Source organism: Streptomyces sp. NBC_01520, assembly GCF_045040375.1.
Lineage (GTDB): Bacteria > Actinomycetota > Actinomycetes > Streptomycetales > Streptomycetaceae > Streptomyces.
This window is the reverse complement of sequence record NZ_CP109404.1, coordinates 4,059,724-4,073,832: the sequence shown is the minus strand read 5'-3', so window position 1 is coordinate 4,073,832 and position 14,109 is coordinate 4,059,724. Positions and strand designations below refer to the sequence as shown.

General features: G+C 69.5%; 10 protein-coding genes and 1 tRNA gene. 9 read left to right on the top strand and 2 right to left on the bottom strand.

Translation table 11 applies throughout. The features are described from left to right. The first annotated feature begins 45 nt into the window (after window positions 1-45). From recF to OG524_RS18235, 6 genes are all read left to right on the top strand, one after another. Window positions 46-1,176, top strand: a complete 1,131-nt coding sequence (gene recF / locus OG524_RS18260; RefSeq protein ID WP_405389765.1) for a DNA replication/repair protein RecF — start codon at window positions 46-48, stop codon at window positions 1,174-1,176. Next, a complete protein-coding gene (locus OG524_RS18255) occupies window positions 1,173-1,742 on the top strand; it encodes a DUF721 domain-containing protein (protein WP_405389766.1) in 570 nt (189 codons plus the stop codon). The genes recF and OG524_RS18255 overlap by 4 nt, the downstream gene beginning before the upstream one ends. A 404-nt stretch (window positions 1,743-2,146) precedes the next feature. Beyond that, window positions 2,147-4,216 (top strand): DNA topoisomerase (ATP-hydrolyzing) subunit B, encoded by a 2,070-nt coding sequence (gyrB, locus tag OG524_RS18250; protein WP_405389767.1) that lies wholly within the window; start codon window positions 2,147-2,149, stop codon window positions 4,214-4,216. Between the two features lie 46 nt (window positions 4,217-4,262). Then, window positions 4,263-6,890, top strand: coding sequence for a DNA gyrase subunit A (gene gyrA, locus OG524_RS18245; RefSeq protein ID WP_405389768.1), 2,628 nt, complete (start codon window positions 4,263-4,265; stop codon window positions 6,888-6,890). Between the two features lie 93 nt (window positions 6,891-6,983). After that, window positions 6,984-7,580, top strand: coding sequence for a DUF3566 domain-containing protein (locus OG524_RS18240; RefSeq protein ID WP_405389769.1), 597 nt, complete (start codon window positions 6,984-6,986; stop codon window positions 7,578-7,580). 70 nt (window positions 7,581-7,650) lie between these two features. Continuing rightward, window positions 7,651-7,727: transfer RNA gene (locus OG524_RS18235), tRNA-Ile, on the top strand. 719 nt (window positions 7,728-8,446) lie between these two features. On the opposite strand, the gene OG524_RS18230 is transcribed toward OG524_RS18235, so the two are convergent. Beyond that, window positions 8,447-8,806: a DUF6344 domain-containing protein gene (locus tag OG524_RS18230; protein ID WP_405811091.1), complete on the bottom strand. Its 360-nt coding sequence runs from the start codon at window positions 8,804-8,806 to the stop codon at window positions 8,447-8,449. Between the two features lie 281 nt (window positions 8,807-9,087). Between OG524_RS18230 and OG524_RS18225 the strand changes: the two genes are divergently transcribed. From OG524_RS18225 to OG524_RS18215, 3 genes are all read left to right on the top strand, one after another. Further along, a complete protein-coding gene (locus tag OG524_RS18225) occupies window positions 9,088-9,222 on the top strand; it encodes a DLW-39 family protein (RefSeq protein ID WP_003958712.1) in 135 nt (44 codons plus the stop codon). 217 nt (window positions 9,223-9,439) lie between these two features. Beyond that, window positions 9,440-11,341, top strand: coding sequence for a vWA domain-containing protein (locus OG524_RS18220; RefSeq protein ID WP_405811089.1), 1,902 nt, complete (start codon window positions 9,440-9,442; stop codon window positions 11,339-11,341). Beyond that, window positions 11,338-12,675 (top strand): hypothetical protein, encoded by a 1,338-nt coding sequence (locus OG524_RS18215; protein WP_405811087.1) that lies wholly within the window; start codon window positions 11,338-11,340, stop codon window positions 12,673-12,675. The genes OG524_RS18220 and OG524_RS18215 overlap by 4 nt, the downstream gene beginning before the upstream one ends. Window positions 12,676-12,747: 72 nt before the next feature. Here OG524_RS18215 and OG524_RS18210 read toward each other — a convergent pair whose 3' ends face one another. Beyond that, window positions 12,748-14,097 (bottom strand): serine/threonine protein kinase, encoded by a 1,350-nt coding sequence (locus tag OG524_RS18210; RefSeq protein WP_405389773.1) that lies wholly within the window; start codon window positions 14,095-14,097, stop codon window positions 12,748-12,750. Window positions 14,098-14,109: the final 12 nt, after the last annotated feature.

The window sequence follows — 14,109 nt, the reverse complement described above, 5'->3', positions numbered from 1 at the left end:
CAGCACAGCACCACACGCAACACGGAGTCGGGAAGGTCGGCGAACATGCACGTCACGCATCTCTCGCTGGCCGACTTCCGCTCGTACGCCCGGGTCGAGGTCCCTCTCGACCCGGGCGTCACCGCGTTCGTGGGTGCCAACGGCCAGGGCAAGACCAACCTGGTCGAGGCGGTCGGCTATCTCGCGACGCTCGGCAGCCACCGGGTGTCGTCCGACGCCCCGCTGGTCCGGATGGGCGCCGAGCGTGCCGTCGTCAGGGCCGCGGTCACACAGGGCGAGCGGTCCCAGCTGATCGAGCTCGAGCTCAACCCGGGCCGCGCGAATCGTGCCCGTATCAACAGGTCCTCGCAGGTCAGGCCCCGCGACGTACTGGGGATAGTCCGGACGGTGCTGTTCGCCCCCGAGGACCTGGCCCTGGTGAAGGGCGACCCTGGTGAGCGCAGACGCTTCCTGGACGAGCTGATCACGGCGCGTTCGCCGCGGATGGCGGGCGTCCGCTCCGACTACGAACGGGTGCTGAAGCAGCGCAACACCCTGCTCAAGTCCGCGGCGATGGCCCGCCGGCACGGCGGCCGGTCGATGGACCTGTCCACCCTGGACGTGTGGGACCAGCACCTGGGCCGCGTGGGCGCGGAGCTGCTCGCGCAGCGGCTGGACCTGGTCGCCACGCTGCAGCCGCTGGCGGACAAGGCGTACGCGGACGTGGCTCCCGGCGGTGGCCCGGTCACCCTGGACTACCGCAGCTCGATCGGCGCCGACGTGGTGCCGGCCAGCACCCGCGACGAGCTGTACGAGCAGGTGATGGCGGCGCTCGCCGAGGCCCGCAAGCAGGAGATCGAGCGGGGCGTGACCCTCGTCGGCCCGCACCGTGACGATCTGGTGCTGGGACTGCGCGGAATGCCGGCCAAGGGGTACGCGAGCCACGGCGAGTCCTGGTCGTACGCGCTGGCGCTGCGGCTGGCCTCGTACGATCTGCTGCGCACCGAGGGCAACGAGCCGGTGCTCGTGCTGGACGACGTGTTCGCCGAGCTGGACGCGCGCCGCCGTGAACGGCTGGCGGAGCTGGTGGCGCCGGGCGAGCAGGTGCTGGTGACGGCCGCGGTGGACGACGACGTCCCGGGGGTGCTGGCGGGCGCGCGTTACGCGGTGTCCGCGGGGGCGGTGGAGCGGCTGTGAGCGCGCCGGGAGCGGGCCGGGAGCCCTCGGACCCGGTGTCCGGGGCGGCGAAGCCGCCCGAGGCGTCGGGCGTCGACCTGGCGCGGGTGGCACTGCGTGCGGCGAAGGAGCAGGCCCGTGCGCGGGGCGCCGCGGTCCAGCAGAGGAAGCAGGCCAGACGGGGCGGCGGTCTGCGGTCCGGGGCACGGTCCGACGGCCGTGACCCGTTGCCCCTGGGATCGGCGATCAACCGGCTGATCACCGAACGCGGCTGGGAGACCCCGGCGGCGGTGGGCGGCGTGATGGGCCGGTGGCCGCAGATCGTCGGGGACGATCTTGCCAAGCACTGTGTGCCGCTGCGGTACGACGAGGATCCGGCCGAGCGGGTGCTGACGGTGCAGTGCGACTCGACGGCGTGGGCGACGCAGCTGCGGCTGCTGGCGCCGCAGTTGGTGGCCCGGCTGAACACGGACCTGGGACACGGCACGGTGCGCGTGATCAAGGTGCTGGGGCCGGGTGGTCCGCAGCGCAGGTTCGGTCCGTTGCGGACCCCTGGGAGCCGGGGCCCCGGCGACACCTACGGCTGAGCAGGCCTTTTTCCGCTCCACGACCCCGTGGGCCTGTTCGGGTCCCGGGGTTTCCCGATGTTCCTCACGTCCCCCTCTGTCCCGTTCCGGCACCGGTCCGACGCTTCCCGTATGCAGGGGTATGTGGTGCTTCGTTCCGGGCCGGGAGGGTGAGGCGTCCCTCACCGTAGCGAGAGGTTGACAGGCCGAAGCGCTCAATGCCGTCGTGAGCCTCCCGGAGCCCCATCCTGAATATGGGGAGTCGTCAGCCGCTCATTCAGGGCGGCACATGCGGACTCAGGTACCGGCAAACACCCATTCATGTCGGCGCTACCGGTAGACTGATGGACAATCCCGCTTCCGTGCGGGAGTCGTCGATACAAGCCGAATGACGCAGCCGCTCCCGCCTGCCCGGAGAACGGCCTGTGCTGTGCCAGAAAGGGCGCTTCGTGGCCGATTCCGGCAACCCCAACGAGAACAACCCGTCCACAGCCGGCGAGCACGGCGAGGTCACCGCCTCGTACGACGCCAGCGCCATCACGGTCCTCGAGGGCCTGGACGCGGTCCGCAAGCGACCTGGTATGTACATCGGTTCCACCGGTGAGCGCGGCCTCCACCACCTCGTGCAAGAGGTTGTCGACAACTCTGTCGACGAGGCGATGGCCGGTCACGCGGACACCATCGATGTCACGATCCTCGCCGACGGCGGGGTGCGCGTGATCGACAACGGCCGCGGCATCCCGGTCGGCATCGTGCCGTCCGAAGGCAAGCCGGCCGTCGAGGTCGTCCTGACGGTCCTGCACGCCGGCGGCAAGTTCGGCGGCGGCGGCTACGCCGTCTCCGGCGGTCTGCACGGTGTCGGTGTGTCCGTCGTCAACGCCCTGTCCACGCGGGTGGCCGTAGAGGTCAGGACGGACGGACACCGCTGGACCCAGGACTACAAGCTCGGTGTCCCGACTGCCCCGCTGGCCCGTCACGAGGCCACCGAGGAGACCGGTACGACCGTCACCTTCTGGGCCGACGGGGACGTCTTCGAGACCACCGAGTACTCCTTCGAGACCCTTTCGCGCCGCTTCCAGGAGATGGCGTTCCTCAACAAGGGCCTCACCCTCAAGCTCACGGACGAGCGTGAGTCGGCGAAGGCCACGGCGGGCGCGGACAGCGTCGACGCGGTCGAGGTTCCCGACGAGGAGCCGACCCGGACGGTCACGTACCACTACGAGGACGGCATCGTCGACTTCGTGAAGTACCTGAACTCCCGTAAGGGCGACGTCATTCACCAGTCGGTGATCGACATCGAGGCCGAGGACAAGGAGCGACTCCTCTCGGCCGAGATCGCGATGCAGTGGAACACGCAGTACACGGAGGGGGTCTACTCCTTCGCCAACGCGATCCACACGCACGAGGGCGGTACGCACGAGGAGGGTTTCCGCGCGGCGCTGACCTCCCTGGTCAACCGGTACGCGCGCGACAAGAAGCTGCTGCGCGAGAAGGACGACAACCTCACGGGCGAGGACGTCCGCGAGGGCCTGACGGCGATCATCTCGGTGAAGCTGGGCGAGCCGCAGTTCGAGGGCCAGACGAAGACCAAGCTGGGCAACACGGAGGCCAAGACCTTCGTGCAGAAGGTCGTCCACGAGCAGCTGACGGACTGGTTCGACCGGAATCCCAACGAGGCCGCCGACATCATCCGTAAGGGCATCGCGGCCTCCACGGCGCGTGTCGCGGCCCGCAAGGCGCGTGACCTGACCCGGCGCAAGGGGCTGCTGGAGAGCGCCTCGCTGCCCGGCAAACTGAGCGACTGCCAGTCGAACGACCCCACCAAGTGCGAGATCTTCATCGTCGAGGGTGACTCCGCCGGCGGCTCGGCGAAGTCCGGCCGTAACCCGATGTACCAGGCGATCCTGCCCATCCGGGGCAAGATCCTGAACGTCGAGAAGGCCAGGATCGACAAGATCCTGCAGAACACCGAGGTCCAGGCGCTGATCTCGGCCTTCGGGACCGGGGTCCACGAGGACTTCGACATCGAGAAGCTCCGCTATCACAAGATCATTCTGATGGCGGACGCCGACGTCGACGGCCAGCACATCAACACGCTGCTGCTGACGTTCCTGTTCCGGTTCATGCGGCCGCTGGTCGAGTCCGGGCACGTGTACCTCTCGCGCCCGCCGCTCTACAAGATCAAGTGGGGCCGGGACGACTTCGAGTACGCGTACTCCGACCGGGAGCGCGACGCCCTGGTGGCGCTCGGCAAGCAGAACGGCAAGCGGATCAAGGAAGACTCGATCCAGCGCTTCAAGGGTCTCGGCGAGATGAACGCCGAGGAGCTGCGCATTACGACCATGGACGTCGACCACCGGGTGCTCGGCCAGGTCACGCTGGACGACGCGGCGCAGGCCGACGACCTGTTCTCGGTGCTCATGGGTGAGGACGTCGAGGCGCGGCGCTCGTTCATCCAGCGCAATGCCAAGGACGTCCGCTTCCTCGACATCTGAGTCGGCCGTACAAGCAAGCCGCAGCTCGAAAGGACTTTGACCAGCAATGGCCGACGAGAACACCCCTGTGACCCCCGAAGAGGAGCCCGCCGCCGCGGGTGTGGGCATGCGTGTCGAGCCCGTGGGGCTCGAGACGGAGATGCAGCGCTCCTACCTCGACTACGCGATGTCCGTCATCGTGTCGCGCGCCCTGCCCGACGTACGGGACGGTCTGAAGCCCGTCCACCGCCGGGTGCTGTACGCGATGTACGACGGTGGCTACCGGCCCGAGAAGGGCTTCTACAAGTGCGCCCGTGTCGTCGGTGACGTCATGGGTACGTACCACCCGCACGGCGACTCCTCGATCTACGACGCGCTCGTGCGACTGGCGCAGCACTGGTCGATGCGCATGCCGCTGGTGGACTCCAACGGCAACTTCGGTTCTCCGGGCAACGACCCGGCCGCGGCGATGCGGTACACCGAGTGCAAGATGATGCCGCTGTCCATGGAGATGGTCCGGGACATCGACGAGGAGACCGTCGATTTCAAGGACAACTACGACGGCCGCAACCAGGAGCCGGTGGTCCTCCCGGCGCGCTTCCCGAACCTGCTGATCAACGGTTCGGCGGGCATCGCGGTCGGTATGGCCACCAACATCCCGCCGCACAACCTCCGCGAGGTCGCGGCCGGTGCGCAGTGGTACCTGGAGCACCCGGAGGCTTCGCACGAGGAGCTCCTGGACGCGCTGCTCGAGCGCATCAAGGGTCCGGACTTCCCGACGGGCGCGCTCGTCGTGGGCCGCAAGGGCATCGAGGACGCGTACCGCACGGGCCGTGGCTCCATCACGATGCGTGCGGTCGTGGCGGTCGAGGAGATCCAGGGCCGTCAGTGCCTGGTGGTCACGGAGCTTCCGTACCAGACCAACCCCGACAACCTCGCGCAGAAGATCGCCGACCTGGTGAAGGACGGCAAGGTCGGCGGGATCGCGGACGTCCGTGACGAGACGTCCTCGCGCACCGGCCAGCGTCTGGTGGTCGTGCTGAAGCGGGACGCGGTCGCCAAGGTCGTGCTGAACAACCTGTACAAGCACACCGACCTGCAGACGAACTTCGGCGCGAACATGCTGGCGCTCGTCGACGGGGTGCCGCGCACGCTGTCGATCGACGCGTTCATCCGCCACTGGGTGACGCACCAGATCGAGGTCATCGTCCGGCGTACGAAGTTCCGCCTGCGCAAGGCGGAGGAGCGGGCGCACATCCTGCGCGGTCTGCTCAAGGCGCTGGACGCGATCGACGAGGTCATCGCACTCATCCGTCGCAGCAACACGGTGGAGATCGCGCGCGAGGGCCTGATGGGCCTGCTGGAGATCGACGAGATCCAGGCGAACGCGATCCTGGAGATGCAGCTGCGCCGGCTGGCCGCGCTGGAGCACCAGAAGATCACCGCCGAGCACGACGAGCTCCAGGCGAAGATCAACGAGTACAACGCGATCCTGGTGTCGCCCGAGCGGCAGCGTCAGATCGTCAGCGAGGAGCTGGCGGCGATCGTCGAGAAGTTCGGCGACGACCGGCGTTCCAAGCTGGTTCCCTTCGACGGTGACATGTCCATCGAGGACCTGATCGCCGAGGAGGACATCGTCGTCACGATCTCCCGCGGCGGCTATGTGAAGCGCACGAAGACGGACGACTACCGTTCGCAGAAGCGCGGCGGCAAGGGTGTGCGCGGGACGAAGCTCAAGGAAGACGACATCGTCGACCACTTCTTCGTGTCGACGACGCACCACTGGCTGCTGTTCTTCACGAACAAGGGCCGCGTGTACCGGGCCAAGGCCTACGAGCTGCCGGACGCCGGCCGGGACGCGCGTGGTCAGCACGTCGCGAACCTGCTGGCCTTCCAGCCGGACGAGCAGATCGCGCAGATCCTGGCGATCCGTGACTACGAGGCGGCGCCCTACCTGGTCCTGGCGACCAAGGGCGGTCTGGTGAAGAAGACCTCGCTGAAGGACTACGACTCCCCGCGTTCCGGTGGCGTCATCGCGATCAACCTCCGGGAGACGGAGAGCGGCGCGGACGACGAGCTGATCGGCGCGGAACTGGTGTCGGCCGAGGACGACCTGCTGCTCATCAGCAGGAAGGCCCAGTCGATCAGGTTCACCGCGACGGACGACGCGCTGCGCCCGATGGGCCGTGCCACCTCGGGTGTGAAGGGCATGAGCTTCCGCGAGGGCGACGAGCTGCTCTCGATGAATGTTGTCCGTCCCGGTACGTTCGTGTTCACTGCCACCGACGGCGGGTACGCGAAGCGGACCGTTGTCGACGAGTACCGGGTCCAGGGTCGTGGCGGTCTGGGCATCAAGGCCGCGAAGATCGTGGAGGACCGCGGATCGCTCGTCGGCGCGCTGGTGGTCGAGGAGACGGACGAGATCCTCGCCATCACGCTCGGTGGCGGTGTGATTCGTACGCGAGTCAATGAAGTCAGGGAGACGGGCCGTGACACCATGGGCGTCCAACTGATCAATCTGGGCAAGCGTGATGCCGTCGTCGGCATCGCGCGCAACGCCGAGGCCGGTCGCGAGGCCGAAGAGGTCGACGGGACCGACGAGGCCGAAGGCAACACGGTCGAGGCCCATGCCGAGAACGTGGTCGAGGGCACGGTCGAGGGCACGGAGCCTTCGGCCGGGGAGCACGAGGAGTAGAGCGTGAGTGGAGCCACGGGCGCCGGTTCGGCCGCTTCCGGAGCTGGAGCGAACGGTGCCCGTGGCCCTGCCACGGACTCCCAAGGGGGCACTGTGACGGACACTCGGGGACCTCAGCCCCAGTACGAGGGGTACGCGACCGGGCCGTTGCCCGGTGAGCGCGAGCCCGCAACGGGCCAGGCGGGGCCCTATCACCCGCCTCAGGCGTACCCGTCCCCCGCGGGCGGTACGCAGGGTGGCGGCACACAGGGCGGAGCACAGGGCGTGGGCGGCGTACAGGCGACCCGGTTGCCCCGGACGGGGGCGCGGACCACTCCGCGTACCCGTAAGGCGCGGCTGCGGGTGGCGAAGGCCGATCCGTGGTCGGTGATGAAGGTCAGCTTCCTGCTGTCCATCGCGCTCGGCATCTGCACGGTGGTGGCGTCCGCGGTGCTGTGGATGGTGATGGACGCGATGGGCGTCTTCGACACCGTCGGCGGCACCATCAGCGAGGCCACCGGTTCGAACGAGAGCAACGGCTTCGATCTGCAGTCGTTCCTGTCCCTGCCGCGCGTCCTCATCTTCACCTCGGTCATCGCGGTGATCGATGTGGTGCTGGCCACCGCACTGGCCACGCTGGGCGCGTTCATCTACAACTTGTCGGCCGGCTTCGTGGGTGGCGTCGAGCTCACTCTGGCCGAGGACGAGTAGGACGCCGGGTATCGATTTTGGGACTGGCCCCGACGTGCGCTAATCTTCAGAAGTCAGCGCACAGCGCGGCGGGGCTATAGCTCAGTTGGTTAGAGCGCATCCCTGATAAGGATGAGGCCACAGGTTCAAATCCTGTTAGCCCCACCAGCACGAAGGCCCCCTACCGGAAACGGTGGGGGGCCTTCGGCATGTACGGCTGACATCAGCCGATCAACGGAACTTCCGGAAGTTCCGCGCGCATCGCCACGGCTTCCCGCTCACCGTCGCCCACCGCCTGGGTGTGGACGTCCTCGTCGGGCGTGTATGTTCCCCGGTCTCCGACAGGAGACCGACCAGGGAGGAGGATCGTGAAACGGCGGCTTGGCCAGTTCGGAGTCATTTTTCTGGGCATCGAAGCGTGGGTGACCCTTCGCGACACGACTTCAGTCGTCTCGTTGGTGATCGGCTGCGTGTGCGTCGCAATCCTTGCTTGTTGCTTCGCTCTCCGTGTCTGGAGAGAGATCCGGACCATCAAGGTCGACAACCGGCAGGCCCGGGACCGCAGGGCAGCGCGTAGGCGCGAGCAGTAGCGGTGATGCGCTGACCGGCCTGCGATGAATGTCGAGCCCGCGATGCACAACTGACATCAACGTCTGACACCAACAGGCGCGTACAGCAGCGGTCGGCATCGGACCTGGACGGACCACGTCGGCCGAGGCCTCCTGCCGGTCGGCCGACGTCGACGACTCCCTGTGATCGGCCGGATGAGGATGAGCCCCCGTACCGCTGAGGGCGGTTCAGGGGTGGCGCGGGGGCATGGAAAAGGCCCCTGCCGGTGTGAACCGGACCAGGGGCCCTGTGTGTCGGGTGAGGCGCTTTCAGGGCGCTCAGGGCGGCAGTGGGGACGAGTCCCCGGCCGGAGTGCCGCCGTGTGCGGAGCGGGTGCTGTTCGTCGCGTGCGAGGCGTCGGTCGTGTCGGCGGACAGTTGCCGGGTGGCCGGTGAGGATCCGTGCGCCTCGGCGCGGATGCGCTGCTTCATCGTGGGCGGCAGTGCCCTGTCACGCGGAAGGGTCCATCGCACCGACGGGGTGGTCGCGGTTGCCGCGGTCGCACCCGTGTGCTCCTGGGTCGTGGTCGTCGGCTCCGCGGCCGTGGCCTGGGCGGTGGCGAGGCCCAGCGACGCGAGAAGTGCGAAGAAGGCGGTGATGAAGGCGGTCCAGACGCTCTTGACCCTGAAGGTGCTCATGGCCCCTCGCTTTCAGGTGGTCCTGTTTGCTTACCTTTCCGATGATGTGGAGATGGCCCCCGGATTCCGGGAGCGACGCCCCCGCTGCGCCGATCTTCCGATGAACACCACTCTTATGGTTCAACCGGCTCGGACGAGCTGATCCGGGGGCGGCCGGCGGCCCGGGTGAAGGCCCGATCGAGGCGCCGGTGAGGTCCCGGGGAGGTCACCGATCGGTATCGGTCGGTGTGTATAGTCGGGCGGCAGAAGTCCCTTACGCCAAGGAAAGACGAGGTCGCGCGGTGAAGAAGCTTCTCCTGGTCGCACTGGCCGCCATCGGCGGGCTCCTCGTGTACCGCCAGATCCAGGCGGATCGCGCCGAGCAGGATCTGTGGACGGAGGCGACCGACTCCGTGCCCGCAGGTTCGGGTGTGTGAGACGCAACAGTCTGTTATGAGCCCCGGTCGCTGAGCGGCCGGGGCTTCTCGTTGTCCGGACTCCTGTTGCGGGACCGTGACGGCCGCGCCCTTGAGTTCACATCGGCAAATAGCTAGCTTGCGTAAGCAAAGTAGCTGGGATTTGCGGGCCGAGGGGGCTTCGGTGAGGGCACGGAAGAGGGCGGGGAACCGTTGCCGTAGGGCGACGGCGGGGTTCATGACCTGCGGGGCGCTGCTCGCCCTGGTGGTGGGGGTGCCGCCCGCCGCGGCGGCACCCGCGGGGCCGGGCGCCGAGGGCGGGCGGGACGGTTCGGGGAGCGGTGCTCTCGTCATGGTGCTCGACTCCTCGGGTTCCATGGGCGCCGACGACGGCACGGGCCGCACCCGGATGGAGAGCGCGCGCACGGCCGTCGGCGCCGTGGTGGACGCGCTGCCCGACGGCTATCCGGCCGGCCTCCGGGTGTACGGCGCCGACCGGCCCCGGGGCTGCACGGACACCCGGCTGGTACGGCCGGTGCGGAAGCTGGACAGGGCCGCCATGAAGAAGGCCGTGGCGGGCGTGCGGCCGAAGGGGGACACCCCGATCGGGCTGTCCCTGGAGAAGGCGGCCGAGGACCTTCCCGCGCCCCAGGACGGCGCCATCGGGACGCGCACGATCCTCCTGATCTCCGACGGTGAGGACAACTGCGGTACGCCGGAGCCCTGCGAGGTCGCCGAGCGGCTGGGCGGGGAGGCCGTCGGGCTGCGGATCGACACCGTGGGCTTCCAGGTGAAGGGCGCGGCCCGTGAGGAGCTGGAGTGTGTCGCCGAGGCGGGCAACGGGCGCTACTACGACGCACCGGACGCCGAGGCGCTGGCCAGACAGTTGCAGAGGTCGGCGCAACTCTCCGCGGACGGCTACCGGTTGAAGGGTGACCGGATCCACGGAGGGACCACCCCGGACCAGGCCCCCGCGATCCGTCCCGGACAGTACCTGGACACCATCGGGCCGGGTGAGAAGCGGTACTACGCCCTGGACCTCGACGCCGTGTCCACCGTGGACCTCTCGGCGACCGCCGTCCCGCAGCCCGGCGCCGCCGTCGACGGCCTCGACGCCCTGAGCACCGGACTGGCTTACGGCACCGGAGAGTTCACCTGCGGGACGGACACCGCGCACTTCCTCCAGGAGGAGGGCGCGACCCCGCTCACCTCGGCCGTGTCCCGGATCCCTTCCGAGGGCGGCGGCAGTGGTTGCGACGAGGCGGGCCGCTACTGGCTGGTGGTCGAGCGGCAGAGCAGGAAGGGCTCCGATTCGGCCCGTTGGCCCCTGGAGCTGTTGTACGGGGTGGAGGCATCCCTGTCCGACGGGGTCACCCCCGCCCAGTCGCGGCCCGGATACGGCGAAGGCGGCGAGCAGGCCGTGCTTCCGACGGGGGATCCGCGCGATGTCCGGGGCGGCACCGGGTTCAACGACGCCAGGCAGCTCGGCCGAGGGGTGTGGCGGGACCGGATCCTGCCGTCGCAGACCCTTTGGTACAAGGTCCCTGCCAGGTGGGGCCAGCAGGTCCGCTACGCCGTGGAGTTCGCCAACGAGCCCACGGTGGAGCGCACCTCGTCCACGTACTCGTACGGGGCGACGCGGCTGTTCACCCCGGCCCGGTTCCCGGTCGGGGGCGGCGGTGAGTTCAGCCCGACCTCGCTGTACAACGGGCGGCCCGCGGCCGTCCCGATGGGTTCCGTGCCCGTCGCATGGACCAACCGCTACGAATCCGGGGCCTCGGTCCGGCCGGTGCACGCCGAGGGGGACTTCTACATCGCGGTGACCCTGGGCGCGAAGGCGGCCGAGATCGCCGAGAACCCGCGGATCGGTGTGGTGCTGCGCGTCGCGGTCCTCGGCGACGCGCTGGCGGGTCCGCAGCACGGAGCACCCGTACTGGCGAAGAACGACGGCGGAGCGAAGCAGGGCAATAGCCGTGATCCGGCTGTGGCCGCAGACAGCAGCGGTACGGGCGGGGCAGGATGGACCGGCATCGCGACCGCTGCCGGAGCGGGCGCGGCAGCCGCCTTGATCGCGGGGCTCGTCTTCGTACGCAGCCGCCGCCGCAGGGCCGGCACGCAGACGACGAGGGGAAGCGCGTGAACAGGCAGCGCAACAGGGGCCGGGTGACGCTGGCGTCGCTCGCGGCGATGTGCGCGGTGGCGGTGCTGCCGGGACAGGCGCATGCGGCCGACGGCCCCGGGGCCTACACCTTCGATCCTGCGGCGACGGAGGTCCAGGGGGCGGAGACGAACGCCGAAGCGTCCGAACTGAAGCCCGGAGCGGTCTACAAGAGCTCGATCGGGGTGGGCGAGAAGCTGTACTACCGCCTGGAGCTCGACGACAAGACCGATGCGTACGTGTCCGCGGTGGTCGTGCCGGGGACGGCCGGGCAGGTCGCCTACGGGGACGGCGTCACGGTCAGTATCAGGGATCTCGACGACTCGCAGTGCAGCTCCGAGGACGCGATCTTCGAGTCGGCGGAATTCCCGCGCCCGATCGCCGCGTACGCGCACCGCACCGTGGAGAAGGACAGCACCACGTGCAGCGCGGCCGGCACCTACAACGTGCTGATCGAGCGGGAGAGCAAGGCCACATCGGCTGCGGGTCCGTGGGACCTGGAGCTGCGGGTCGAGACGGAGCCGGCGCTCAAGGGCGGTGACGCACCCCCGACCGAGGCGCCGGAGAACTGGCCCTCCGCCTCGCCGACCCCGCCTTCGGGGAAGCAGAAGCGGACCGGCGGCAGCAGCTACTACGACGCGACGAGCCTGGAGTCCGGCGAGTGGGTGGACACCGTCGCGCCCGGCCAGACGCGCTTCTACCGGGTTCCGGTCGACTGGGACCAGCAGATCTTCGCCACGGCGGCGCTCAGCAACAACAACAAGTCGACCGAGTTCCTCGGCAACGCACTGGCGGTGGCGCTGGACAACCCGGCGCACGGGCATGTCGACGACGCGACGCTGTCCTACGCGGGCAAGCCCACGTCCGTGGCCCTGGACCCGCTGCCCCCGGTGAAGTACGAGAACCGCTACGACTCGGCCTCGGCCGTCAGCGCCATGCGCTTCGCCGGCTGGTACTACCTGTCGGTGACGCTGAGTCCGAAGGTCGCGGAGCAGTACGGGGACACGCCCATCGGGCTGACGCTCAAGATCAACGTGGTCAACGAGGCCGGGACGACGCCCTATCAGGGGGACACCGGCATCTTCGGCGTCACCGACAGCGACAGGGACATGGCCAAGAACGGGCAGAGCGCGCTCGAGGCCGGCAAGAGCGACACGATGAAGATGGTGGCCGCGGCGGGAATCGGCGCGGGAACCGTGCTGGTGCTCGGACTCGGGGTGTGGACGCTGCTCGCGAGGCGCCGGGCCGTACCCGCCGCCGTGCAACCGGTCGCGGACGGGCAGCCGCCGTTCGGCGGGCCGCCCCGGGCCTGGTAGCCCGTCCGGCGGGCCGCGCCGGCCGGGGCAGGCAGCCCCGTTCGGCGGTCAGGCCCGGCGGCCGTGCGGCGGTCAGGCCTGGGTCAGCGCCCAGATGCCGACCGCGAAGCAGATCAGCGCGACGAACAGCACCGGGATCGCCACCTTCGGGGGCGGTCCCGGGCGCGTTCGGGGGGACACGTGCGCGGCGGGGGCCGGCGGCGCGACGGCCGCACCGGGGTGCGGAGCCTGCGGGTGCTGGGCCGTGTAGGCGCGGGTGGGCGCCGCCCCGTGCTGCACCGCTGCCGTGGGTGCCTGCGCGAGATCCGGTGCGACAGCGGCGAAGGGCGGGGCCGTCTGTGCCGGGACCGGGGTGGACGGGGTCTGCGGCAGGCCCTGTCGGGGCAGCTGTGCGGACTGCGGGGGCGGGGCGAGGTGGAAGCTGCCCGTCTCCGACATCGAGGGCGGCGGCGTGTAGGGCTGCTGCCCGGCGCCCTGGGGCTGCTGTGACGCCTGGGGCGCCTGTGGTCCACCGAGTGGCTGTACGGGCGTCTGGGGGGCCTGTACGGGGCCGTCGGGGCCGAATCCGGCGGGCAGGGGCCCGATCTGGTCGAAGACCTCCACCGGCTCCTCGTCCGGACCGGGGTCCGGCAGCATCTCGACGGCGGCCGTCAGCGCCTTGCGCGCTCCCGTGGCCGTCCGGAAGCGGGCTTGCGGGTCCGGCTGCAGCAGCCCGGCGAGCACCTGCCACAGCGGCTCGGGCACCCCCTGGGGCGCACCCGGGGTGCCGTGCGCGGCGAAGTACTCGATGAGCGCCTGGGAGTCGGGCTTCTGGCCCTGCAGCAGATAGAGCGCGACGAGACCGACCGCGAACAGGTCCGCGGGGAAGTCGGGTTCCGCCCCCATCATCTGCTCGGGAGCGAAGTAACCGGGCGTGCCCACGACGTAGTTGGTCTCGGTCAGACGCGGCTCGCCCTTGCGCATCGAGATGCCGAAGTCGGAGAGCCGCAGATGCGGCCGGCCCGTTCCGGTGGCCTCCATCAGGATGTTGGCCGGCTTGATGTCACGGTGCACGACCCCCTCGGCATGCACCGTGGACAGCCCGGACAACAGCTGGTCCAGCAGCAGGCAGACGAAACGCGGGGGCAACGGCCCGTAGTCGCCGATGACATGGGCCAGCGATCCGCCGCTCACCAGGTTCATCGTGAACAGGACCTTGTCGTCGTCGGCCGCCCAGCTTGCCGGAGCCAGGACGTGCGGGTGCTCGATCCGCAGTGCCTGCTCGCGGACGAAGCGCAGCAGTGTGTGCGCGTCGCTCTGCTGCAGGACCTTGGCCGCCACATACCTGCGGCGCCGGTGGTCCCAGGCGCGCCAGACGGCCCCGACCCCACCCCGTCCGATCGGATCGATCAGCTCGTACCGACCAGCGAATACCTCACCCATTGCGCTGCGCCC

What these genes read in the sequence shown, in the direction of transcription:
- recF (WP_405389765.1), top strand. Translation starts at nt 46, where the DNA reads ATGCACGTCACGCATCTCTCGCTGGCCGACTTCCGCTCGTACGCCCGG.
- OG524_RS18230 (WP_405811091.1), bottom strand. Translation starts at nt 8,806, where the DNA reads ATGAGCACCTTCAGGGTCAAGAGCGTCTGGACCGCCTTCATCACCGCC.
- OG524_RS18220 (WP_405811089.1), top strand. Translation starts at nt 9,440, where the DNA reads ATGACCTGCGGGGCGCTGCTCGCCCTGGTGGTGGGGGTGCCGCCCGCC.
- OG524_RS18210 (WP_405389773.1), bottom strand. Translation starts at nt 14,097, where the DNA reads ATGGGTGAGGTATTCGCTGGTCGGTACGAGCTGATCGATCCGATCGGA.
- gyrA (WP_405389768.1), top strand. Translation starts at nt 4,263, where the DNA reads ATGGCCGACGAGAACACCCCTGTGACCCCCGAAGAGGAGCCCGCCGCC.